The organism is Nocardioides korecus (genome assembly GCF_054778395.1).
Window position 1 is genome coordinate 323,128 of the sequence record NZ_BAAGZO010000003.1, and the last position, 22,046, is coordinate 345,173.

Consider the following 22,046-nt stretch of genomic DNA (forward strand, 5'->3'; position numbering starts at 1 on the left):
GTGGGCGCCGGTCACGGTCACCGCCTGCACTTCCACGGTCACAGCCCCGTCCACCGGGCGCCGGCGCACCTGAAGCTGCTCGCGCTGGTCGGCTTCATGCTCGTCGTCGTCGCGACGCCTCGCGGGCCCTCGGCGTGGATGCTGCTCCTGGCGCTGGACCTCGTGGTCCTGCTGGGGGTGGTCCGGCTCAGCCGCGTCCCCCCGGCGTACCTCGCCCGGCGGATGGTGGTGGAGACGCCCTTCGTGGTGTTCGCGCTGCTGGTGCCGTTCGTCTCCGAGGGCGCCCGCGTGCAGGTGCTGGGCCTGTCGGTCTCCGAGCCGGGCCTGTGGGCCGCATTGGGTCTGCTGGCCAAGGGCACGCTCGGCGTGCTGGCCTCCCTGACCCTGGCCGCGACCACGCAGCCCCAGGAGGTCCTGGTGGGTCTGCGACGGCTGCATGTGCCGGACCTGATCGTGCAGATCATGGGCTTCATGCTGCGCTACCTCGACGTGGTGTCGGCGGAGATGGCCCGGATGGGCACCGCGATGCGCTCCCGCGGCTGCGACCCGCGGTCACCGCGGCACTGGCCCGTGCTGGCCCGGTCGCTCGGCGCGCTGTTCATCCGGTCCTACGAGCGCGGGGAGCGGGTGCACCTGGCGATGCTGTCGCGCGGCTACACCGGCACCATGCCCGACCTGTCCTCGCCGCACGCGCACGGCCCGGCGCCGCAGGTGGCGCGGTGAGCGAGCAGGTGGAGGAGAAGGTGGGCGAGCCCGTCCTCGACGTACGCCGCCTGGCGCACGCCTACCCCGACGGCCACCAGGCGCTGTTCGGGGTCGACCTCCAGGTCCACCGCGGGGAGCGGGTGGCCCTGCTGGGCCCCAACGGCGCGGGCAAGACCACGCTGGTGCTCCACCTCAACGGCATCCTGGAGGCCGGGGCGGGCAGCGTCCACGTCTCGGGTCTGCCGGTGGGCAAGAAGCACCTGGCGGAGGTGCGCCGCCGGGTCGGCGTGGTCTTCCAGGACCCCGACGACCAGCTCTTCATGCCGACCGTGCGTCAAGACGTCGCCTTCGGCCCGGCCAACCACGGGGTGCGGGGCGCGGCCCTGGACGTCCGGGTCGAGGCCGCCCTCGAGCAGGTCGGCATGGCGGCGTACGCCGACCGGCCGCCGCACCACCTGTCCTTCGGGCAGCGACGTCGCGTGGCCGTGGCGACGGTGCTGGCCATGGAGCCGGAGGTGCTGGTGCTCGACGAGCCGTCGTCGAACCTCGACCCCGCCTCGCGCCGCGAGCTGGCCGACATCCTGCGCTCGCTGGACGTCACGGTCCTGATGGTGACCCACGACCTGCCCTACGCCCTGGAGCTGTGCCCGCGCGCGGTGATCCTGCACGACGGCCAGGTCGTGGCCGACGGGGCCACCCACGAGCTGCTGGGGGACCCCGAGCTGATGCGTCGCCACCGCCTCGAGCTGCCCTTCGGGTTCGACCCGGCGACCGTGGGTCCGCGACCGGTCGCGCCCACGCCGATCGCCCCGCGTCCACGTGCCCGCGGGGCTTGGTAGCCTCCTGGCGACGACGGCCCCACCTCGGTGGTGCCTCGTCGTGACGCGTCGACCGACCACGCGCAGACCCACCTCGCGCAGACCCATCAAGCGCAGACCTAGGAGCCAGTGACCGTGACCGACCAGGTGTCGTCCCTCGAGCGTGACATCGAGCAGACCAGGGAGCGTCTGGCCAGCACGATCGACCAGCTCGTCCACCGCAGCAGCCCCAAGACGATCGCGCGCCGCCAGGCCGCCGACGTGAAGGGCTACTTCGTCGACCCCAGCGGTGCGGCTCGCACCGACAACATCACCAAGGTGGCCATCGGCGTCGCCGGCGTGGTCGCGCTCTTCGTGCTGGTGCGCAAGATCGCCTCCTGACCTGGGGCCGATCCCACCCCGGCACGTCCGGCCGTCCCGGCGGGGGACGGTCGGACTCCGCTCAGACCCGCCGTGGCACCAGCGGGATCTCGAGCTGGTCGACGGGCAGCACCTCGAGCGCCGGCCGGGGGACCGGGCCCAGGAGGTCGGGCAGGCTGCGCGGCACGGTGAACCGGAAGGTCGTCCCCGCGCCGGGGACCGAGGTGAAGTCGATGTCGCCGCCGTGGGCCTCGGCGATCGCCTTGACGATGTTGAGCCCCAGGCCAGTGCCCTGGATAGCGTGCTCGGAGGCAAGCGTGGAGCGGAAGAACCGCTGGAAGACGCGGTCCTGCTCCTCGACCGGGATGCCCATCCCGGTGTCGCGCACCACCACGGTGGCCTGGACGCCGTCGGTGGTCAGGTCGACGTCGACGTGACCCCCGGGCTCGGTGAACTTCACCGCGTTGCTGGCCAGGTTCAGCACCAGGCGCTCGAGGTGGGTGGGGTCCCCGTCGACGCACACCGACTCCTCGGGGACCCGGGTCGTGAGCCGCACCCGGTGCTGGTGGGCGGCGTGGGCGAGCTCGTCGGTGGCGCGGACGACGCTGTCGCGCAGGTCGACGCGTGAGCGGTCCAGCACGAAGCTGCCGTCCTCGACGCGGGCCAGGGTGAGCAGGTCCTCGACCAGGGCCAGCAGGCGCTCGCCGTTGCGCTCGATGCGCCCGACCAGCTGACGCTGCACCTCGGTCAGGTTCTCCACCACGTCGGGGTCGCCCAGCAGCTCGGTGTAGCCCACGATGCTGGTCAGGGGCGTGCGCAGCTCGTGGCTGACCGAGGACACGAACTCGCCCTTGGCGCGGTCCAGCTCGAGCATCTTCTGGTTGGTCTCGCGCTCGCGGTCCAGGGCGAAGACGAGCGCCTGCTCGGCGGCGCGCCGGTCGGTGACGTCGCGGACGACGCTGAGGTGGCCGGTGGGAGTCCCGTCGGGTCCGCGGGCCACGGTGACGCTGAGGGAGACCGAGAGCCGGCTGCCGTCCTTGCGCACGTAGGTCCAGTCGCGGGTGTCCTGGCAGGCGCCGGCGTCCACCGGGGCCGTTACGACGCCGAAGTCGGGGGTGCGGCCGAGCTCGCGGGCCCGGGCCAGCACCTCGCGGGCCTCGTGGAAGGGCATCGGTGTGGTGCGGCCGACGACCTCGTGCGCGGCGTACCCCAGCATGATCTCGGCGCCGGGGCTGAACCAGGTGATCACGCCCTCGAGATCGGTGGCCACGAAGGCGGTGCCGTTGGCCGAGTCCAGCAGCTGCCCGAGCTGGGCCTCGTTCTCCCGGATCGTGCGCAGGGAGTCCCGCAGGTGGCTCATCGCCACCGAGAAGGTCACCGAGGTGATGGCGCTGACGGCGATGAAGGCCTGGGCGCTGCTCGCGATCTCCAGCAGGCTGTGCACGCGGCCGTCGTGGGCGAAGGGCCCCCGGCCCGCGGCGGTGAGGAGGCCGAGTCCGACGGCGACGCCGAGCAGCTCGACGCTGGCCCAGGTCTGGGTGAACCGGGCCGCGGACCACACCAGCAGCGGCAGCAGCAGGAACGCCACGGGGTCGCTGGGGGTGGCGGTGAGGCAGGCGGCGGCCCCCACGGCCAGGAGCGCGACGTGGCCGGCCACCTCGACGCGCGCGACCCGCACGCGGTGCGCGGCGCGGCTCAGCACCAGGGGCAGCAGGACCGCCTGGGACTCCGCGTGGGTCAGCGCCACCCACAGCAGCGGGCGCCACAGTTGCGCCCCGTCCTGGATGCCGAGGACGCCGAAGGTGGCCGCGGTCACGACGCCGGCCGCGGTGCACGCCAACGCCACCCCGCACAGCCAGCGGCGCAGCTCGGTCCACGTGCGCAGCCCGGCGCGCTCGAGCTCCAGGCCGGTCAGCCACCACACCAGGACGCCGCACTCGACGACGTTGGCCAGGGCGAACCCGACGGAGAAGCCCCAGCCGCGGCCGGCGGCGAGACCGCCGACCAGGAACAGGACACCGAGCAGCCCGAGCAGGGGGCGGGTGCGTCGCCGAGGGGAGAGCAGCACGAGCGCGGTGGCCACGGAGGTGGCCACCCACCAGCGGGTGACGACGTCCGGGTCGGTCGTGTTGGCCAGCGAGAGCGCGGTCAGCGCCGGCACCCCGACCACGAGGGCCGGGGTGAGCAGTCCTGCGTTGCGCGAGTTGGGCACGGCGACACGTCCTCGGTCAGACGACGGGAGCGTCCCCGGGCCGGGCCCCACCCGGGCCGTGGATCGCAGGACGACCGTAGGACCTCAGGTGGGGCGCTGACTCAGAAATGGGGTAATTCGGACATCAACTACCCCGGGTGGTGCGGGTGTGCTCAGACGCGGTCGGAGCCGTCCCCGCGCTGGTGGGGGTCCTCGAGGCCGCCGTCGCGGGCCTGCCCGTCGGTGCGCCCGTCGGAGGTGAAGTCGCCCGTGCGGGTCTCCTGGCGGCCCCCGTCGTGCAGGCCGTCGTGCCCGGCGTCGTGCCCGCCGTCGCGGGTGCCGGTGGGGGCGTAGTCGTCGGCGCGGTGGTCGACGTCGGGGTCGAGGCGGTCGGCCTCGCGCAGGCGGTCCTCGTGGTGGGCCTGGGTCTGGTCGACGGCGGTGCGCTCGCGGTCGGCCTGCGCCTGGAGCCGGTCGGCCTGGGCGCGGGCCCGCTCGGCCTCGGCCTCCCGCTCGCGGGCCAGGGCGTCCTGCTCCCGGTGCTCGTGGGCGGACGTCGCCACCTCCGAGCGCAGCTCACCGGCCCGCTCGCGGGCCACCTCCTGCTTCTTGCGCTGCGTCGACCGCAGGACCACTGCGAGCAGCAGCAGGACGGCGATGACGACGACGGCGATGATCAGCCACTTCATGGGGGCTCCCTCTTCTTGCTTCTCGTCCGCTGCCCCTGTGCCAGGGCGTTGTCGGACCTTCTGTCACCCGTACCCGGGCGGATGGGGGCGAAACGACAACCCCCAGACGCCCGGTGCCGCCACCCGAGCAAAAAGTTCAACAAAATAGGGTCAACAACGTGTTGAGGTTCTGATGAGGGGGTACGAACCGACCGAACGCCACCAGTACGGCCACCACGTCAACCAGGGAGCACCCACGATGTCCGCCATCCTCTTCGGGTCCATCAGCACCATCGCCGACACCTCCGAGCTGCAGCGCGAGTCCTTCAACGAGGCCTTCGCCCAGCACGGCCTCGACTGGCAGTGGGACCGCGACGACTACCGCGCCATGCTGGCCTCCTCCGGCGGCCGCGACCGGATCGCCGAGTTCGCGAGGAGCCGCGGCGAGGACGTCGACGCCGACGCCATCCACCGCACCAAGTCGGAGCTGTTCGTGGCCAAGCTCGGCCAGGGCGAGATCCGCGTGCGGCCGGGTGTGAAGGAGACCGTCGACTCCGCCCGCAGCGGCGGGATGCGGCTGGCCCTGGTGACCACCACCTCCCCGGCCAACGTCGCGGCCCTGGCCGAGGCCGTGCGCTCCGAGGTCGACCTCGACCGCTTCGACCTCGTCGTCGACGCCACGCAGGTCGACCGGCCCAAGCCCGACCGCGCCGCCTACCTCTACGCCCTGACCCGCCTGCAGGAGCAGCCGCAGCACTGCGTCGCGCTGGAGGACAACGTGGGCGGCGTCGAGGCCGCGGCCGAGGCCGGCCTGCGAGTCCTCGCCTTCCCCAACGAGAACACCGCGGACCACGACTTCGACCGCGCCGACCGGCGCATCGAGTCGCTGTCCTTCGGCGACCTCCCCGACCTGATCGCCTGATCCCGACCGACGCCTGACACCCCAGGAGACCCACGACATGTCACAGGTGCACGCCCAGCTGGAGTCGACCGACTCCGCCTTCCACGTCCGCGGCCGGGAGTCGATCGACTTCAGCCTGGTCTACAGCCGGGGTGTGTTCGACCCCGAGAACACCGAGCTCGCCGACACCTACCGCGACTACGGCCGGTGCTTGATGGTCGTGGACCAGAACGTCCGCGACCTGCACGGGGACCGGATCGAGGCGTACTTCGCCCACCACGACATCCCGCTGACGATCTTCTCGCTGTGGATCGGGGAGAAGCGCAAGACGCTGGCGACGGTGGAGAAGATCGTCGACGCGTTCGCCGACTTCGGGCTGCTGCGCAAGGAGCCGGTGCTGGTGGTCGGCGGTGGCCTGACCACCGACGTGGCGGGGTTCGCCTGCGCGTCGTACCGCCGGAGCACGAACTACATCCGGATCCCGACCACCCTGATCGGGCTGATCGACGCAAGCGTCTCGATCAAGGTCGCGGTCAACCACGGCAAGCACAAGAACCGCCTGGGCGCCTACCACGCCTCGCAGAAGGTGCTGCTGGACTTCTCCCTGCTGGAGACGCTGCCCGAGGACCAGGTCCGCAACGGCATGGCCGAGCTGATCAAGATCGCGGTCGTGGCCAACGCCGACATCTTCGACCTCCTGGAGAAGTACGGCGAGGACCTCCTGCGCACGCGGTTCGGCCACCTCGACGGCGACGACACCCTCAAGGACGCCGCCGACACCATCACCTACGAGGCGATCCGCACGATGCTCACCCTCGAGGTGCCCAACCTGCACGAGCTCGACCTGGACCGGGTGATCGCCTACGGCCACACCTGGAGCCCGACGCTCGAGCTGACCCCGGAGACGCCGTACTTCCACGGGCACGCGATCAACGTCGACATGGCGTTCAGCGCGACCGTCGCGCACGAGCTGGGCTACCTCTCCGACACCGAGCGCGACCGCATCCTCGGCGTGATGAGCAGCCTGGGCCTGGCCCTCGACAGCCCCTACCTCACCTCGGAGCTGCTGCGTCACGGCACGGACTCGATCATGCAGACCCGCGACGGGCTCCTGCGCGCGGCGCTCCCGCGGCCGATCGGGACCTGCGTCTTCGCCAACGACCTGGACGCCGACCAGCTCGACCGGATCCTGGCGGTGCACAAGGAGACCGTGAAGGCCTACCCGCGCGGGGGCGACGGCGAGGACATGTTCACCTCCGACGCCGCCTGACCCGTCCCCGAGCACCCACGACTCCCAGGAGCCCCCCATGACCCTCCCCGCCCCCCGGCCCGTCACCCCGGTCTCGATCCTGGCCGACACCCTCGTGCGGATCAGCGACCGTCTCGACGGGTCGGGGGTGGAGGCGGAGGTGCTCGCCGACCTGCGTCGGGCCACGGCGCTGGCCGGGGGGCTCGACGACTACACGGGTCGGCTCTCCACCCCGGAGTCCGAGGCGCTCGCCGGCCTGGCCACGCGCACGGCGGCCGAGGACTGGGGCGCCCGCGCGGCCGGCGGTCCCGTCCCGGGCCTGGAGCAGGAGATGCTCTCGGGCCACCTGGAGGGTCAACTGCTCAAGATGCTGGTCCACGTCACCGGCGCGCGGCGGGTGCTCGAGGTCGGCATGTTCACCGGCTACTCCGCCCTGGCGATGGCCGAGGCGCTCCACGAGATGGGCGCGACCCCGGGCCCGGGGGTCGGTGTCGTGGCCTGCGAGCTCGACCCGGGCGTGGCCGGCTTCGCCCGCGACTGCTTCACCGCCTCGCCCGCCGGTGACCTGGTCGACGTGCGCGTCGGCCCGGCCGCCGACACGCTGCACGCCCTCGCCGACGACGGCGAGGTGTTCGACCTGGTCTTCGTCGACGCCGACAAGGGCGGGTACGCCGACTACCTCTCCACCCTGCTCGATCGGGAGCTGCTCGCACCGGACGCCTTGGTCTGCGTGGACAACACCCTGATGCAGGGCGACCCCTGGCTCGGGGGTGAGCCTTCGCCCAACGGTGCGGCGATCGCCCACTTCAACCAGGTCGTCGCGGAGGACCCCCGGGTCGCCCAGGTCGTCCTGCCCGTCCGGGACGGGATCACGCTCATCCGGCGGGTCGACCGGTGAGCGCGCCCCGGGCCGGGGCCCGCGACGTCGTCCGGACCCTCGGGCTGCTCGGGCTGCTGACCGCGCTGGCCCCGGTCAACGCCGCGGTCACGGCCGGTGCGTGGGTGACCGGCCGGGTGCGTGGCCCGGTGCGGCCCGTGACGTCGAGCGACCGCCCCCTGACGGTGATGGTCAGCGGCGGCAAGATGACCAAGGCGCTGGCCCTGTGCCGGGCCTTCCACGACGCGGGGCACCGGGTGGTGCTGGTCGAGGCCGGGAAGTACGCCCTGACCGGGCACCGCTTCTCCCGCGCCGTCGACGTGTTCCGGACCGTCCCCGACGCGACGGACCCGGCGTACGCCGACGCGCTGGTCGACGTGGTCACCTCCGAGGGCGTCGACGTCTACGTGCCCGTGTGCAGCCCGGCCTCGAGCCTGCCCGACGCCCGCGCCAAGAAGCAGCTCTCCGAGCACTGCGAGGTGGTGCACCTGGACGCCGACGTGCTCGAGGAGGTCGACGACAAGCTCCGCTTCGCCCGGATGGCGCAGTCGCTGGGGCTGCGCGTGCCCGACACGCACCTGGTCACCGACCCCCAGCAGGTGCTCGACCACGACTTCGGTGACGCCACCCGGCCCTACATCCTCAAGAGCATTACCTACGACCCGGTCCACCGCCTCGACCTGACCCGCCTTCCCTTCGGGCCGGTCGAGGCGATGGAGCGGTTCGTGCGGTCGCTGCCGATCAGCGAGGACAACCCCTGGATCCTCCAGGAGTTCGTCGAGGGCCAGGAGTACTGCACCCACGGCACCGTGCGCGACGGGCGGCTGACGGTCTACCTGTGCTGCGAGTCCTCGCCGTTCCAGATCAACTACGCGATGGTCGAGCACCCGGGGATCCGGGCCTGGGTCGACCGGTTCGTGGAGGGCACGTCGTTCACCGGGCAGGTCTCGCTGGACTTCATCGAGGAGCCCGGCGGCGAGGTGTTCGCGATCGAGTGCAACCCTCGCACGCACTCGGCGATCACGATGCTGCACGACCACCCCGGCCTCGCGGCGGCCTACCTCCAGGACGAGCCGCCGGCCGGCGAGACCTGGCCGGTCGTGCCGACGGCGGCCAGCCGCCCGACGTACTGGACCTACCACGAAGTCTGGCGGCTGCTCACCGAGCCGGGTCGGCTCGCCCGGCTGCGCACGATCGCGAGCGGGACCGACGCGATCCTGGAGCGCTCCGACCCGCTGCCGTTCTTCATGGAGCACCACGTGCAGGTGCCGTGGCTGCTCCTGCGCACCCTGCGCCGGCGTACGGCGTGGATCCGCGTGGACTTCAACATCGGCAAGCTGGTCGAGGCGGGCGGCGACTGATGCGCGTCCTGCACCTGGTGGGCTCGCCCACCAGCGAGGAGATGGCCGAGCTGTCCCGCCTGTACGCCGCCGACTGCCTGCGCGCGACCGCCGACCCGGCGTACGACGTCACGGTCGCGCACGTCGAGCCCGGCGGGACGTGGCGCTTCCCGACCGACCTCTCCTCGACCGCGCTCGCCGCGGCCGAGCCGCTGGACCTCCCCGCGGCGCTGCGCGTGGTGGCCGACCTCGACCCCGAGGTGGCGGTGCCGCAGATGTTCTGCCTGGCCGGGATGACGACCTACCGCTCGCTCCTGGACGCCCTCGGGGTGCCGTTCGTCGGCAACACCGCCGAGGCGATGGGGATCGCGGCCCACAAGGCCCGCGCCAAGGCCGTGGTGGCCGGCGGCGGTGTGCGCGTGCCCGACGGCGTGCTCGTGCGGGCGGGGGATGACACCTCGATCGTCCCCCTGGCCCTGCCGGTCGTGGTCAAGCCCGTCGACGCCGACAACTCCGCCGGCCTCACGCTGGTGCGCTCCGAGGGGGAGTACGCCGCCGCGGTCGCCGGGGCCCTGGAGCACTCGCCGGCCGCCCTGGTCGAGACCTACGTCGAGCTGGGCCGCGAGGTGCGCTGCGGCGTGCTCGATGTCGACGGCGAACTGGTGGCCCTGCCCCTGGAGGAGTACGCCGTCGACCGCGACACCAAGCCGGTCCGGGACGCGGGCGACAAGCTGCGTCGCGACGGCGGCGACGACGGCGCTCCGGGAGCGCTGGCGCTGGTGGCCAAGGACGCCGACCACGCCTGGATCCTGCCCACCGACGACCCGGTCACCCCGTCGGTTCACGAGGCCGCGCGCCGGGCCCACGTGGCGCTCGGCTGCCGCGACTACAGCCTCTTCGACTTCCGCGTAGACGCCCAGGGGCGGCCGTGGTTCCTCGAGGCCGGGCTCTACTGCTCCTACGCCGAGAAGAGCGTGGTCAGCGTGATGGCCGCGGCCGCCGGGATCGCGCTGCCCGACCTGTTCCGCGCCGGCGTCGACCAGGCGCTGTCCCGCGGCTCCCGCGGCCCGAGCGCCCTCCTGTCCGACCGCCCGTCCACCACCCCCCACCGGAGGACCCCGTGAAGACCACTCCCGCCACTCCCGGCTCCACCCTCGGCGTCGTCGTGACCGACCTCGACCTCCACGACGTCACGCCCGACCAGACCGAGGAGCTCAAGGACCTGCTCGCCGAGCACGGTGTCGCCGTCTTCCCCGGGCAGGACCTCGACGACGACGCCTTCGTGAGGTTCCTGCGCGGCTTCGGCGACCTGGCCTTCACCCAGGGCGAGACGCCGGTCGAGGACCACCCCGACCTCAACGTGATCAGCAACGTGGGCCGCACGACGCCACCGCGCAGCACCTTCCACGTCGACTCCAGCTACCTCCGGGTGCCGCCGGCCTACACCGCGCTGCGCACCGTCGAGGTGCCCGAGCGGGGCGGCGAGACCCTCTTCACTGACCAGTACGCCGCTCTGGAGACGCTGCCCGAGGACCTCCGCGAGCGGGTGTCGGGCCGCAGCATCACCCACGTCGTGACGGGTCTCGACGACCTCGACGACGACGCCGAGACCAGCGCCGTCCACCCGGTCGTGCGGCCGCACCCGCGCACCGGTCGCCCCGTGCTGTTCCTCTCGACCCCCGCGCGGTGCGCGGCGGTCAGCGAGATGGACGACGAGGAGGCCGCGGCCACCGTGCAGGCGCTCTTCGAGCACTCCACGCGCGAGGAGAACACCGTGCGCCACGCCTGGTCGCCGGGCGACGTGGTGATGTGGGACAACGGCTGCGTGCTCCACCGGGCCGACCACGCGGACGTGAGCGGGGACCGGGTGATGCACCGCGGCATGGTGGCCGGGTCCGCGCTGCTCGAGACGGCCGGCGGGAGCGGCTGGTCGGCCTAGCCCCGTCGTCCCAGCTCAGGTCGGCAGGGGCTTGTTGCGGGCGAGCGCCAGCCCGTCGGCGTACGACGCCCCGGCCGCGAGGAGCGGTCGGAACTTCATGATCCGGCCCGGCAGGTCGCGGCTGAGCACGCCGGTGAGCCGGTCGTCGCGTCCCAGCAGCACCAGCCACGGGCCGTCGGGCCCGCCGAGGACCTCGGAGCGGTCGGCCCCGTGGGCCTCGCCGAGCATCTGCACCTTGCTGCCGAACAGCTCGGACCAGAAGTAGGGGACGGTGGCCAGCGCGCGCGGGTCGTCGCCGCGGAGGTGGGCGACCGCGTTGGCGCCCGCCAGGGCCCCCTCCTCGGCGGCCGCGGTCCAGTGCTCGACGCGGCGGTCGTGGTCGCCGTGGCGCACCCGCGCGACGTCGCCCGCGGCCAGGACGCCCGGGACCGAGGTCGTCAGCGTGGCGTCGGTGACCACGCCGTCCTCGAGCTCCAGACCGCTGCCGTCCAGCCAGCCGGTCGCGGGGACGGCGCCGACCCCGGTCACGACCAGGTCGGCGGGCAGCGTGGTGCCGTCGGCGAGCACGACCTCGGTGACGTGGCCGTCGGCGGCGCGCAGGCGGTCGACACCCGTGCCGGTGCGCAGGTCGGCGCCGGCGTCGCGCACCAGGGCGACGAGCAGGTCGGCGGCATCCGGTCCGACGGCGCGGGCCAGCGGTCGCTCGGCGGCCTCGACGACGGTGACGGACCGTCCCCGCGCGAGCACGGCGGTGGCGACCTCGAGGCCGATGAAGCCGGCGCCGACGACGACCGTGCGGGCCTCGGAGTCCAGGGCCGACCGGACGGTGCGGGCGTCGGTCAGGGTGCGCAGGGTGGTGACGCCGCGGGGGAGCGGTGCCGTCACGTCCTGCCCCTCGACGGGCACGTCGAGGCGACGGGCCGTCGCGCCGGTGGCGACCACGAGGACGTCGTACGCCGCCTGCTCGTCGCCGTCCTCCCGGGCCAGGGTGACCGTGCGCGCGCCGGTGTCGAGCGCGGTGGCCCTCGTGCCGAGCCGCACCTCGACGTCGAGCTCAGCGAGCTGGTCGGCGGTGCGGTGGTGGGTCGGGTCGCTGGGACCGTCCTGGGCGAGCACCTGCTTGGACAGCGGCGGCCGGTCGTAGGGCAGCTCGTCCTCGGCCCCGACCAGCGTGATCGGTCCCGTGTGACCGGCCTTGCGGGCCGACTCGGCCGCACGCACGCCCGCCAGGGAGGCGCCGACGACCACGAGGTGGCCCGGCGGGTCAGCACCCTCGGGCCCGTCGGGACCCGCCACGCTCAGTCCTGCAGCTCGAGCGCGGAGTTGGGGCAGGCGTCGCACGCGGCCTGGATCTCGGTGCGGCGCGACTCCTCCGGGCTGGTCTCCAGCACCGTCATGTAGCCGTCGTCGCCGATCTCGAAGACGTCGGGGGCCAGTGACTCGCACATCCCGATCGAGGTGCACTTCGACTCGTCGAGCACGATCTTCATGGGTTCCTCCGGGAGACGGGGGCCGGGTGCGGTCCGCTGACCGACACACCCCGGTGCCGGGGCGAACCTAGCAGCGCTCCACCAGGCGGGGCTGTTGCCTGCACCACAGGGGCTCCAGCCAGGAATGCGCCGGTCCGGTGGGGAGTTGTCGAGTGCAACCGTCTGGCGGCGGGCGCACCGGTGCGCCCCGCGGCCTCGCCGTCTTACTGAGCTTGTAGGAGCACCGTGCCCCCCACCGCCCACGCCCCCCACCTGCCCCACGTGGACGCGTCGCGCACCGACTACCGGGTCACCTTCGCGGTGCTCTGCGTGGCGGTCTCGTCGTTCTCCCTGCTCCAGTCGATGGTCAACCCGGTCCTGCCGACCATCGAGAAGGCGCTGCACACCGACCAGGTCACGGTGACGTGGGTGCTGACGGCGTACCTGCTCTCGGCCTCGGTCTTCACCCCGATCATCGGTCGCGTCGGCGACAAGGTCGGCAAGAAGCGGATGCTGGTGCTGGCGCTGACCGCCCTCGCGGTCGGGTCCCTGGTGGCGGCCCTCGCGCCGACCATCGGCGTGCTGATCATCGCCCGCGTCGTGCAGGGCATCGGTGGCGGCGTGCTGCCGCTGACCTTCGGCATCATCCGCGACGAGTTCCCGCGCGAGAAGGTCGGCGGGGCCGTGGGCGTCTCCGCCGCGCTGCTCGCCGTCGGCGGCGGCGTGGGCCTGGTGGTGGCCGGACCGCTGGTGGACGCGCTGAGCTACCACTGGCTGTTCTGGATCCCGATGGTGATGACGCTGGTGGCCGCCCTGGCCGCGGCGTTCCTGGTGCCCGAGTCGCCCGAGAAGACCCCGGGCCCGATCAACCTGGTCAGCGCCGTCCTGTTCAGCGCCTGGCTGGTGGCGCTGCTGCTCGCCGTGAGCGAGGGCGGCCACTGGGGCTGGGCCTCCGGCGGCGTGATCGCGCTGTTCGCGGCCTTCGTGGTGCTGCTGCCGATCTGGGTGGTCAGCGAGACCCGCAGCCGCACGCCGCTGATCGACATGCGGATGATGCGCCTGCCGACCGTGTGGACGGTCAACCTCGTGGCGCTGCTCTTCGGGGCCAGCATGTACTCGATGTTCGCGTTCCTCCCGCAGTTCCTGCAGACCCCCGGCGTCACCGGCTACGGCTTCGGCCTCAGCGTCACCGAGTCGGGCCTGCTGCTCCTGCCGCAGGCCGCCGCGACCTTCCTGGCCGGCCTGGCCTCGGGCCCGCTGTCGCGACGCTTCGGCTCCAAGCCGGTGCTGTTCGTGGGGGCCGCGGCGACCAGCCTGGGGACGCTCGGCCTGGTGCTGTTCCACTCGGCCGTGTGGATGATCGCGGCCGAGACGATCGTGCTCGGCCTGGCCTTCGGCCTCGCCTTCGCCGCGATGTCCAACCTGGTCGTCGACGCCGTCCCGCAGCACCAGACCGGCGTGGCCAGCGGCATGAACACCAACATCCGCACCGTCGGCGGTGCCCTCGGCGGCGCAGTGATGGCCGCGGTCGTCACCTCGGGCGCCCGGCCCGACGGTCTGCCGGTCGAGGGCGGCTACGGCAACGGCTTCCTGTTCCTCACCGTCGCCTCCGGTCTCGCGGCTGTGGTCTCCCTGATCGTCCCCGTCGTCAAGGCCCGCACCCACGCGGTCCCGGGCTTCGACGAGGTCGCGGCGCCCGCCGCCCCCGAGCCGGTCCCCGCCGCCGCCCGCTGACGCCGAGCGGCGGCGTACCCGGGCCACCGGCGACGGTGGCGGAGCGGGACCGTCAGGGGTGGAAGCCGGCGACGTGGGAGCCGAGCCAGGAGAGTGCCTGGGGGAGCAGCGCGATCCACACCGAGTCGCGGTGGCCGGCGTTCTGGAGCACGACGGCGTGCACCGCGGTGGGCTCCCGCAGGTGGTGCAGGAAGCTCGCGCTCGAGGTGTAGGAGATGGCGTCGGCGTGGGAGGTCTCGACCCACAGGGCCACCGGCGGCGGGGTGCGCTCGACCAGCGCGGGCAGGTCGTAGCGCTGCGACAGCGGGCTGCCGGGGGCGTACGGCTCGTAGAACGGTCCGAACTCGGGCCGGAAGTAGCCGCCGAGGATGATGCCGGCGGCGTACTGCGCCGGGTGCAGGACCGTGGCCATCGCGGCGTCCCAGCCGCCGGCGGAGTAGCCGATCGTCGACCAGGCGCTGCGCTCCTGGCGCACCCGGAAGGTGTGGGCGACGAAGTCGGGGACGTCGCGGGTCAACCAGGTCTCCACCTGGGGCAGGCCCGGGTTGCCGTTGACCCCCTCGGTGTCGACGCCGTCGGGGAACTCGATCTGCGGCATCACCACCAGGGTCGGCCGGAGCTTGCCCGCGACGACCTGCTGCTCCACGGCCTGCCCGATCTGGAAGACCTTCACCCAGTTCAGCGGCTGGCTGGGGTAGCCGTGGAACGCCTCCAGGACCGGGTAGCGCTGCTGGGCGTTGCCCGGCGCCGAGTAGCCCGCCGGGAGCTGCACGACCACCTGCCCGGTCAGCCCGCTGCGCCGTCCGTGCACGGTGAAGGTGGCCACGCCCGAGCGGGTCACGGGCGCCCGCAGGGGCGGGACCGACGCGACGTTGCGCGCGTGCGCGCCCCGGACCCTCTGGTGCACCGCGTGCGAGGCCACCCCGCCGCGGTTGAGGTGCGTCTGCGCGACGTGGCCCGTGATCGCCCCCTGGAGGTCCGACCAGTCGGCGAAGAACAGGAAGGCCGAGTTCAGCTGGGTGGCCGCGGTGAGCAGGACCAGGACGTTGACCATCAGCAGGAGCAGCGCACGCGTCACGATCCGCACCGGGTTGTGACCGCCGAGCCGGGGCCACAGCACCACCACGGCCACGAACGCCGCCACGGTCACGACGACCACACCGTCGAGGAAGAACGAGCCTGTCAGCGAGGGCATCCCCATCACCAGTCCTGCCATCCGAGCGTGACCACCGTGGTCACGTGACAACGGAACGGCCGTCAGGCTGTCGGCAGGCTGACGGGCCCGCTCCATCCCCGGCGGTGTTCAGCCCCCCGTCAGACGGGCCTCGCGGACCACGCTCCGGCGGGTTCCAGGACCGTCACAGGGACCCGCTCTCGCGGCCGGCGACGGGCACCGCGGCGTAGGGGTCGGGCGAGGCCGTACGCCGACGCGCGGCGCTCGCGGGCCAGCGCTCCTCGGCCCAGATCGCCAGCGGCGCCGCGGTGAACATCGTGCTGTAGATGCCCACCGACAGGCCGAGCAGCAGCGCGATGGCGAAGTCCTGGAGCGAGTCGCCGCCAAGCACCGCGAGGGTGGCCAGGATCAGCATCGCGCCGAGCCCGGTGTTGACCGTGCGCGGGACGGTGCTGAGGATCGCGTCGTTGACCGTGCGCCGCAGCCCGGCCCGGTCGCCGCTCGGTCCCCGGACCCCCTCGCGGATCCGGTCGAAGACCACGATCGTGTCGTTGACGGCGAGTCCGATGATCGAGAGCACCGCCGCCAGGAACACCCCGTCGACCGGCTTGCCCCACCAGGCGAAGACCCCGACCACGGTCAGCACGACGCTGCCCATCGAGAGCACCGCGGCGGCGGCGTACGTCCACCGGAAGCGGAACGCCAGGTAGGCCATCTGGGCCGCGACCGCGATGACGAACGCGATCAGCGCCTGGGTGCGCAGCTGGGAGCCGAGGGTGGGGCCGATCAGCTCGTCGCGCTCTTGGGTGACCGTGCCGACCTCGCGGCTCAGGGTGTCGCGGATGGTCGCCGACTCGTCGTTGCTGATCTGGCCGGTGCGGACGGTGATGTTCTCGCGTGCGCCGGTGCCCGAGGAGGTCTGCACGACCGCCTGGGGGAAGCCGGCCTCGCTGACGGCGGCGCGGGCCTGCTCGACCGAGACGTCGCGGCTGGTGGAGTACTCCGCGATCCTCCCGCCCGTGAACTCCACGCCCAGGTCGAGTCCCCGGGTCGCGATGCCGGTGACCGCGACCACCCCGGCGACCACGGTGACCGCGATCCACGCGCCGACCCGGCGCATCAGGAACGGCCCCCGCTCGGTGAGCCACGTGCGCAGCCGGCCGGTGCCGCCGATGCCCGAGACCCGGCCGGTGGCGAAGGAGCGCCGCACCGCCCAATCGGTGAGGACGCGCGCGACCACCAGCGCCGAGACCATCGAGGCCACCACGCCGATGGACAGCGTGACGCCGAAGCCCTTGACGGGCCCCGAGGCGAAGAAGAACAGCAGCCCGGCCGCCAGCAGGGTGGTCACGTTGGAGTCCAGGATCGCCGACCACGCCTTGCGGTAGCCGGTGTCCACCGCCGGGGCCAGGCCGTCGGCCGGGCGGGCGGCGTACTCCTCCCGGGCGCGCTCGAAGACCAGCACGTTGGCGTCGATCGCCAGGCCGATCGCCAGCACGAACCCGGCCAGCCCGGGCAGGGTCAAGGTGGCGCCGAGCCAGACCAGGAGCCCGTAGGAGACCAGGGCGTACGCCGCCAGGGCGACCGTCGCCATCAGCCCCATCAGCCGGTAGACGAGCACCACGAACAGGCCGGTCAGCGCGATCCCGATGATGCCGGCCTCGATGGAGGCGTCGATGGCGGCGTCCCCCAGCGTCGCACCGACGGTGCGCTGCTCGATCACCTCGACCGGGACCGGCAGGGCGCCGCCCTTGATGAGGATCGCGAGGTCCTGGGCGGTCTCCTGGGTGAACTGGCCGGTGATCTGGGTGGCCCCGCCGGCGCCCTGGCACAGGGTCGGCTGGACGGCGGGGGAGGAGATCACCTCGGAGTCCAGGACGATCGCGATCCGCTGGCCGCCGCCGGGGGTGGTGCACGCCTGCTGGACCAGGTCGCGCCACTCCGGGGCCCCGGCCTTGTTGAAGTCCACGGAGACCACCCAGGAGGCGGACCCCTCCTGCGGCAGCTCGGCGCGGGCGTCGGAGACACCGTTGCCGTCGAGCACGAGCGGGCCCACGGTGAGCGGCCGTCCGTCCTCGTCCGTCGTGGGCGTCTTCGCGGAGGCTCCCTGCGCCGGGGCGTTCGGGGCGTCCGGGGCGCGGGTGGTGTCGGTGACGACGTGGAAGCCGAGCTGGGCGGTGCGTCCGATCACCCGCGCCGCCTCGCGCGGGTCCTGCACGCCGGGCAGCTCGACGATGATCCGCCGCTCCCCGGCGCGAGCCAGCGTGGGCTCGGCCACCCCGAGGGCGTCGACGCGCCCACGCAGCACCTCCAGCGCCCGGTCGGTCGAGGCGCGGGTGGCCTTGGCGCGCTCGCTGTCGCGCGTCTCGAGCACGATCTGGGTGCCGCCCTCGAGGTCGAGCCCGAGGCGCGGGGTGAGGCTGACCGCGGCGAGCAGGGCCAGGCCGATCACGGCGAACGAGGCGAGGGCGCGCCACAGCGGGGCACGGGAGCGTCTCGGCGGTGGGGCCGTGGTGCGGGTGGGGGTGCGGGTGGGGGTGCGGGGCGGGTGCTGCTGGTCGGTGGTGCTCGGTGACGGCACGGGTCTCCTCGGGGCCTGGGGTGCGCGGGGTGTCGCGCGGGACCCGCCGACCGGGCAGGACCGAGGGTGCGCGCGGGGGCGCGCGTCGGTGGCCCGGCGGCGGGTGGGGCTGACGGCGGGGTCAGCGAGGAGGTGCGCGGCCCTGGGCCGGCGCGCGGTGGAGCGAGGTGTGCGGGTCGAGCGGAGGCGCGCCGGGAGCGGCGTACGTCGGGCGCGGGTGGGGGGCACCGAGGGTCGGCTCGGCGACGAGCGTGGGGCCGGGGTGGGTCGGGCCGCGGGGCGAGGCGTCGTGGGTGGTCGTGGCGCGCGCGGTCAGCGGGGCGTCGGCGGCCCCGAGCTGCCCGGCTTGCCCAGCCTCCCCAGGCTGCCCGGTCTGCCGGTGGGCGCGGGCGGACGACGGACGCGAGGTCGAGCGCGCGGGGCGACCCTCCTCGCGCGCGACCGGGGCGACGGCGGTCCGGCCCGCGGCCTCGACGCCGGGCGCGCGACCGGGGCCGGGGGTGGCGGTGGCGCTCCCGGCCCCCGCCAGCAGCACCAGGACGGCCGCCAGCCCGGCGAGGAGCGCCGTCAGGGGCCGGCCGGGGGACCCGGGGACGCGGACGCGAGCGCGTCGACGCTGTCCTGCGGGCCCCGGGTGCATCCGGGGAGTCTAGGCGCCCGCGCCGGGATGAAACCGGGCCCCAGGTTGTTGAGGCCACCACAGGCCCCGGCCCCGGGACCCCACCGAGCACCCCAGCGACCACCCCAGGAGGCACCCGTGCACGTCGGCGTCGACAGCTTCGTCAGCCAGGTCATCGACCCCACCAGCGGCCGCACGATCGGGGCGGTCGAGCGGATGGACCACCTGCTGGAGGAGATCGAGCTCGCCGACCGCGTCGGGCTCTACTCCTTCGGGATCGGGGAGCACCACCGCGAGGAGTACTTCGACTCCGCGCCGCCGGTCATCCTGGCCGCCGCGGCGGCGCGCACGTCCCGGATCCGCCTGGGCAGCGCCGTGGCCGTGCTCAGCGCCAACGACCCGGTGCGCGTCTTCCAGCAGTTCGCGACCCTCGACCTGATCTCCCACGGCCGCATCGACCTCGTGGTCGGGCGCGGGTCGTTCACCGAGGCGTTCCCGCTGTTCGGGCTCGACCTGGGCGACTACGACTCCCTGTTCGAGGAGAAGCTCGACCTCCTGCTGCGCCTGCGCGCCGACAGCCACGTGACCTGGTCGGGCCGGCACCGCCCGCCGCTGACCGGGCAGGGCGTCTTCCCCCGGCCCGTGCAGGACCCCCTGCCGGTCTGGGTCGGGGTGGGTGGCACGCCGCAGTCCTTCGCCCGCGCGGGCCTGCTCGGGCTGCCGCTGATGGTGGCGATCATCGGCGGCGAGCCGCGTCAGTTCGGCCCCCTGATCGACCTCTACCGCCGGGCCGGCGCCCAGGCCGGGCACCCGCCGGAGGCGCTCCAGGTGGGCCTGCACGTCTTCGGGTACGTCGGGGAGAGCCGCAAGGCCGCGGCCGACATCGTCTACCCGGGCTGGCACCGCATGTTCACGACCGTCTCCCGCGAGCGGGGCTTCCCCGCGCCGACCCGGGCGCAGTTCGACGCGACCTCCGGGCCGAACGGCGCGTTCTTCATGGGGGCGCCGAACGAGATCGCCGAGAAGCTGCGCCGGATCTCGGGCCAGCTCGGCGGGGTGGACCGGGTCTCGCTGCAGATGACCAACCCCGAGATGGCCCACGCCGACCTGCTGCGCAGCATCGAGCTGCTCGGGACCGAGGTGGCCCCGGCGGTGGCCGACGCCTGAGGCAGGTCCGCCTCAGGCGGTGTCGGCGGCCGCGGCGGCCGGGTCGGCGCCCAGCAGCCGGTCGCGCAGCACGACCAGCTCGTCGACGGCGTCGACGAAGCGCGCGGTGCTGTCGCCGACCTGGAGGTCGCCGAAGTAGTGCCGGCGCATCGCCATCCGGGCGAGGTGGTGCTCGTCGTGGGCCAACCGGGCCTCCAGCAGGCCGGTCAGGTCGGCGACGTTGCCGCTGTCGACCACGTCGGAGCAGCGGCTCACCGGCACGTCGCGGCGCAGGGCATCGGCGTCACCGTGGCGGTCGGTGAGCAGGATCGGCTTGTCGTTGCGCAGGTAGAGCCAGTCCAGCCCCACCGAGGAGACGTCGGTGACCATGGCGTCGCAGTCGGGCATCACGGCCAGGATGTCGCCGTGGGTGATGCTCACGTGCCCGGCCTCGGGGTCGTCGTGGGCGGCGCGGGCCACCAGGTCGAGCACCTCCAGGTGCCCCGCGCGCACCGCCGGGGTGGTGCTCGTGACGACCTTCGGGTGCGGCTTGTAGACCAGCCGGGCGTCGAGGACGGCCAGGACCGACCGCGCGATCGAGGGGCCGAGCGAGTCGACCGAGGTGTAGTCGTTGTACGCCGCGTCGCCCTCCCAGGTCGGCGCGTAGAGCACCGTGCGGCGCGAGGACGGCTCCAGCAGCGGCTCGGGACGCAGGTCCAGCTGCGGCCGGCCGATCCGCACCAGGCGCGAGGTGTCGAACTCCAGCAGACCGGCCGCGTGGCGCTCGACGGCGGCCTCCCCGGCCACGAAGACGCGGTCGTAGGCCTTGGCGTTGTTGCTGGCCATGCTCTGCTTGTCGCTCTCGCCGTGGTTGACGTGCGCGTGCAGCACCCGGCTGTTGATCAGCGAGGGGAAGTTGTGCATCGAGTTGTTCACGTAGAGCACGACGCGCGGGTCCAGGTCGGCGTACAGGGTGGTGAGCTCGGGGAAGGTCTCGGCCAGCACCACCGGGAGCGTCGTACGACCGCGCAGGGCGTACGCCGAGGCGGGGTCGCGCACGACGACCCCCACGGGACGGGTCGCGTCGAGGGTCTCCAGGACCGGCAGCCACTGGGTCAGCTGGTAGACGCGCGACGGGTCGTCGGCGAAGTAGACGATGACGGAGATGTCGTACACGCGAGGATGCTAGGGGAGGAAGGTGAACAGGCCGTGACGGGCTCGTCGGTGCTCCGCGGCGGTCGCTTCCGTAGGCTCGTCCGACACCCGGGCCGGTCTCGCCGGGTGCGCACCGTCCCCTCGATGGAACCCCTGGAGGTCCCGTGCCCCGCTCCACGCCCAGCTCCTCCCGCACCTCGGGCCGACTGCGCTCGGCCCTGCCCGGTCCGGGTCGCACGGCGCTCGGCGCGACCGTGGCCGGCGGGGTGCTGACCAGCCTGGCCTCGGCGCCGGAGCGGGTCGGTCGGGTCCTGCGCCGGCGCTACCCGACGGTCGCGGTCACCGGGATGACCGGCGTGGGCAAGAGCCGGCTCGCGGACCGCCTGGCACGGCGTACGCCGGGTGAGGGGACCGCCGAGGTCGGCTCGGCGACGATGGAGCGACGCACGCGACGGGCCTCGCGGCTGCGTGGGTTCCGCTTCCTGGTCGTGCCGGGGGACAACGCGGCGACCCGGCTGGGGGCGCTGGACGAGGTCTTCCACGACGAGCCGGTCGACGGCGTCATCCACGTGGTCGCCAACGGGCACGCCACCCCGCGGCGCACGGCGGGCACTACCGGCGGCGCGTCGGCGACGCGGGAGCAGCAGCTCGCGGCCGAGCTGGAGGACTGGACGATCACCGCGCACCGCATCGCCGCCATGGCCGTGCGCCGCGACGCCCCGGTCTGGCTGGTCATCGCGGTCACCAAGACCGACCTCTACCCCGACGACCTCGACGCGGTCCTGGACTACTACTCCCCGGGCAGCGGGTCGCCCTTCGCGGCCAAGGTCGACGAGCTGCGCTCGCTGGCCGGTGGCGCACGGCTCTCGGTCGACGTCCTCCCGGTCGCGAGCCAGGGGGGCGGGCGCTCGGCCGCGGTCAGCCAGAAGCAGGCCGACGCGCTCGTCGACGCGCTGGCCACCCGGCTCGCGCAGCTCAGCGGCCACGTCTGAGGTCGCCCGCCGGGGCCCGCGTCCCCGGCTCGACCGGAGGTTGCCCGGTCCACGGTCGCGCGCGGCGCGTGCGACCCGACCCCGCACCGCCTAGGCTCGGCAGCCACTGCTCGCGCGGTGCTGTGCGC

The 22,046-nt window shown here is 73.6% G+C and carries 20 protein-coding genes; 12 read left to right on the plus strand and 8 right to left on the minus strand.

Translation table 11 applies throughout. The features are described from left to right. From cbiQ to ACYVDA_RS07765, 3 genes are all read left to right on the plus strand, one after another. The gene (gene cbiQ, locus ACYVDA_RS07755; protein ID WP_460816831.1) at positions 1 to 723 is read left to right on the plus strand and encodes a cobalt ECF transporter T component CbiQ; all 723 of its coding nucleotides are present in this window, start codon (positions 1 to 3) and stop codon (positions 721 to 723) included. Continuing rightward, on the plus strand, positions 720 to 1,544 hold the full coding sequence (locus ACYVDA_RS07760; RefSeq protein WP_460816833.1) for an energy-coupling factor ABC transporter ATP-binding protein: 825 nt from the start codon (positions 720 to 722) through the stop codon (positions 1,542 to 1,544). Before cbiQ ends, ACYVDA_RS07760 begins: the two co-directional genes overlap by 4 nt. A gap of 114 nt (positions 1,545 to 1,658) precedes the next feature. Continuing rightward, the gene (locus tag ACYVDA_RS07765; RefSeq protein WP_460816835.1) at positions 1,659 to 1,904 is read left to right on the plus strand and encodes a DUF3618 domain-containing protein; all 246 of its coding nucleotides are present in this window, start codon (positions 1,659 to 1,661) and stop codon (positions 1,902 to 1,904) included. A gap of 61 nt (positions 1,905 to 1,965) precedes the next feature. Here the strand turns inward: ACYVDA_RS07765 and ACYVDA_RS07770 are convergent, their stop codons facing one another. Continuing rightward, positions 1,966 to 4,095 (minus strand): sensor histidine kinase, encoded by a 2,130-nt coding sequence (locus ACYVDA_RS07770; RefSeq protein ID WP_460816837.1) that lies wholly within the window; start codon positions 4,093 to 4,095, stop codon positions 1,966 to 1,968. 152 nt (positions 4,096 to 4,247) lie between these two features. Further along, the gene (locus tag ACYVDA_RS07775; protein ID WP_460816839.1) at positions 4,248 to 4,763 is read right to left on the minus strand and encodes a hypothetical protein; all 516 of its coding nucleotides are present in this window, start codon (positions 4,761 to 4,763) and stop codon (positions 4,248 to 4,250) included. A 238-nt stretch (positions 4,764 to 5,001) separates the two neighbouring features. Between ACYVDA_RS07775 and ACYVDA_RS07780 the strand changes: the two genes are divergently transcribed. From ACYVDA_RS07780 to ACYVDA_RS07805, 6 genes are read left to right on the plus strand one after another with little or no spacing between them, the layout of a single operon-like run. Beyond that, entirely contained in the window at positions 5,002 to 5,664 is a 663-nt protein-coding gene (locus ACYVDA_RS07780) for an HAD family hydrolase (protein ID WP_460816841.1), read from the plus strand. A 37-nt stretch (positions 5,665 to 5,701) separates the two neighbouring features. Continuing rightward, positions 5,702 to 6,913, plus strand: coding sequence for a sedoheptulose 7-phosphate cyclase (locus ACYVDA_RS07785; protein WP_460816844.1), 1,212 nt, complete (start codon positions 5,702 to 5,704; stop codon positions 6,911 to 6,913). A gap of 37 nt (positions 6,914 to 6,950) precedes the next feature. After that, positions 6,951 to 7,790, plus strand: coding sequence for an O-methyltransferase (locus ACYVDA_RS07790; protein ID WP_460816847.1), 840 nt, complete (start codon positions 6,951 to 6,953; stop codon positions 7,788 to 7,790). Continuing rightward, positions 7,787 to 9,130 carry an ATP-grasp domain-containing protein gene (locus ACYVDA_RS07795; RefSeq protein ID WP_460816849.1) on the plus strand — a complete coding sequence of 448 codons (1,344 nt, stop codon included), beginning with the start codon at positions 7,787 to 7,789 and terminating at the stop codon, positions 9,128 to 9,130. The genes ACYVDA_RS07790 and ACYVDA_RS07795 overlap by 4 nt, the downstream gene beginning before the upstream one ends. Then, the gene (locus tag ACYVDA_RS07800) at positions 9,130 to 10,233 is read left to right on the plus strand and encodes a D-alanine--D-alanine ligase family protein (protein WP_460816851.1); all 1,104 of its coding nucleotides are present in this window, start codon (positions 9,130 to 9,132) and stop codon (positions 10,231 to 10,233) included. The genes ACYVDA_RS07795 and ACYVDA_RS07800 overlap by 1 nt, the downstream gene beginning before the upstream one ends. Then, positions 10,230 to 11,048: a TauD/TfdA dioxygenase family protein gene (locus ACYVDA_RS07805; RefSeq protein WP_460816853.1), complete on the plus strand. Its 819-nt coding sequence runs from the start codon at positions 10,230 to 10,232 to the stop codon at positions 11,046 to 11,048. The genes ACYVDA_RS07800 and ACYVDA_RS07805 overlap by 4 nt, the downstream gene beginning before the upstream one ends. A 15-nt stretch (positions 11,049 to 11,063) precedes the next feature. Here ACYVDA_RS07805 and ACYVDA_RS07810 read toward each other — a convergent pair whose 3' ends face one another. Then, positions 11,064 to 12,344, minus strand: coding sequence for an NAD(P)/FAD-dependent oxidoreductase (locus tag ACYVDA_RS07810; RefSeq protein WP_460816856.1), 1,281 nt, complete (start codon positions 12,342 to 12,344; stop codon positions 11,064 to 11,066). A gap of 2 nt (positions 12,345 to 12,346) precedes the next feature. Further along, the gene (locus ACYVDA_RS07815; protein ID WP_460816860.1) at positions 12,347 to 12,538 is read right to left on the minus strand and encodes a ferredoxin; all 192 of its coding nucleotides are present in this window, start codon (positions 12,536 to 12,538) and stop codon (positions 12,347 to 12,349) included. Positions 12,539 to 12,763: 225 nt separating this feature from the next. Between ACYVDA_RS07815 and ACYVDA_RS07820 the strand changes: the two genes are divergently transcribed. Beyond that, positions 12,764 to 14,251, plus strand: coding sequence for an MFS transporter (locus tag ACYVDA_RS07820; RefSeq protein ID WP_460816862.1), 1,488 nt, complete (start codon positions 12,764 to 12,766; stop codon positions 14,249 to 14,251). Between the two features lie 52 nt (positions 14,252 to 14,303). Here the strand turns inward: ACYVDA_RS07820 and ACYVDA_RS07825 are convergent, their stop codons facing one another. The 3 genes from ACYVDA_RS07825 to ACYVDA_RS07835 form a co-directional block, all read right to left on the minus strand. Then, positions 14,304 to 15,446 carry an alpha/beta hydrolase gene (locus ACYVDA_RS07825; protein WP_460816864.1) on the minus strand — a complete coding sequence of 381 codons (1,143 nt, stop codon included), beginning with the start codon at positions 15,444 to 15,446 and terminating at the stop codon, positions 14,304 to 14,306. A gap of 163 nt (positions 15,447 to 15,609) precedes the next feature. Further along, positions 15,610 to 18,006 carry a protein translocase subunit SecD gene (secD, locus tag ACYVDA_RS07830; RefSeq protein WP_460816867.1) on the minus strand — a complete coding sequence of 799 codons (2,397 nt, stop codon included), beginning with the start codon at positions 18,004 to 18,006 and terminating at the stop codon, positions 15,610 to 15,612. 121 nt (positions 18,007 to 18,127) lie between these two features. Then, a complete protein-coding gene (locus ACYVDA_RS07835; protein ID WP_460816869.1) occupies positions 18,128 to 18,646 on the minus strand; it encodes a hypothetical protein in 519 nt (172 codons plus the stop codon). 117 nt (positions 18,647 to 18,763) lie between these two features. On the opposite strand from ACYVDA_RS07835, the gene ACYVDA_RS07840 reads away from it, so the two are divergent. Further along, complete coding sequence (locus tag ACYVDA_RS07840) at positions 18,764 to 19,792, plus strand: LLM class flavin-dependent oxidoreductase (RefSeq protein ID WP_460816872.1); 1,029 nt, start codon at positions 18,764 to 18,766, stop codon at positions 19,790 to 19,792. A gap of 12 nt (positions 19,793 to 19,804) precedes the next feature. On the opposite strand, the gene ACYVDA_RS07845 is transcribed toward ACYVDA_RS07840, so the two are convergent. Then, positions 19,805 to 20,947, minus strand: a complete 1,143-nt coding sequence (locus ACYVDA_RS07845; RefSeq protein ID WP_460816874.1) for a CDP-glycerol glycerophosphotransferase family protein — start codon at positions 20,945 to 20,947, stop codon at positions 19,805 to 19,807. 143 nt (positions 20,948 to 21,090) lie between these two features. Here ACYVDA_RS07845 and ACYVDA_RS07850 point away from each other — a divergent pair, with 143 nt between their 5' ends. Then, entirely contained in the window at positions 21,091 to 21,918 is an 828-nt protein-coding gene (locus tag ACYVDA_RS07850) for a GTPase (protein ID WP_460816877.1), read from the plus strand. Positions 21,919 to 22,046 lie beyond the last annotated feature (128 nt).

Bases quoted from the DNA above. Each gene is read 5' to 3' on its own strand.
- ACYVDA_RS07775 (WP_460816839.1), bottom strand. From the start codon at position 4,763: ATGAAGTGGCTGATCATCGCCGTCGTCGTCATCGCCGTCCTGCTGCTG.
- ACYVDA_RS07780 (WP_460816841.1), top strand. From the start codon at position 5,002: ATGTCCGCCATCCTCTTCGGGTCCATCAGCACCATCGCCGACACCTCC.
- ACYVDA_RS07785 (WP_460816844.1), top strand. From the start codon at position 5,702: ATGTCACAGGTGCACGCCCAGCTGGAGTCGACCGACTCCGCCTTCCAC.
- ACYVDA_RS07790 (WP_460816847.1), top strand. From the start codon at position 6,951: ATGACCCTCCCCGCCCCCCGGCCCGTCACCCCGGTCTCGATCCTGGCC.
- ACYVDA_RS07800 (WP_460816851.1), top strand. From the start codon at position 9,130: ATGCGCGTCCTGCACCTGGTGGGCTCGCCCACCAGCGAGGAGATGGCC.
- ACYVDA_RS07815 (WP_460816860.1), bottom strand. From the start codon at position 12,538: ATGAAGATCGTGCTCGACGAGTCGAAGTGCACCTCGATCGGGATGTGC.
- ACYVDA_RS07825 (WP_460816864.1), bottom strand. From the start codon at position 15,446: ATGCCCTCGCTGACAGGCTCGTTCTTCCTCGACGGTGTGGTCGTCGTG.
- ACYVDA_RS07835 (WP_460816869.1), bottom strand. From the start codon at position 18,646: ATGCACCCGGGGCCCGCAGGACAGCGTCGACGCGCTCGCGTCCGCGTC.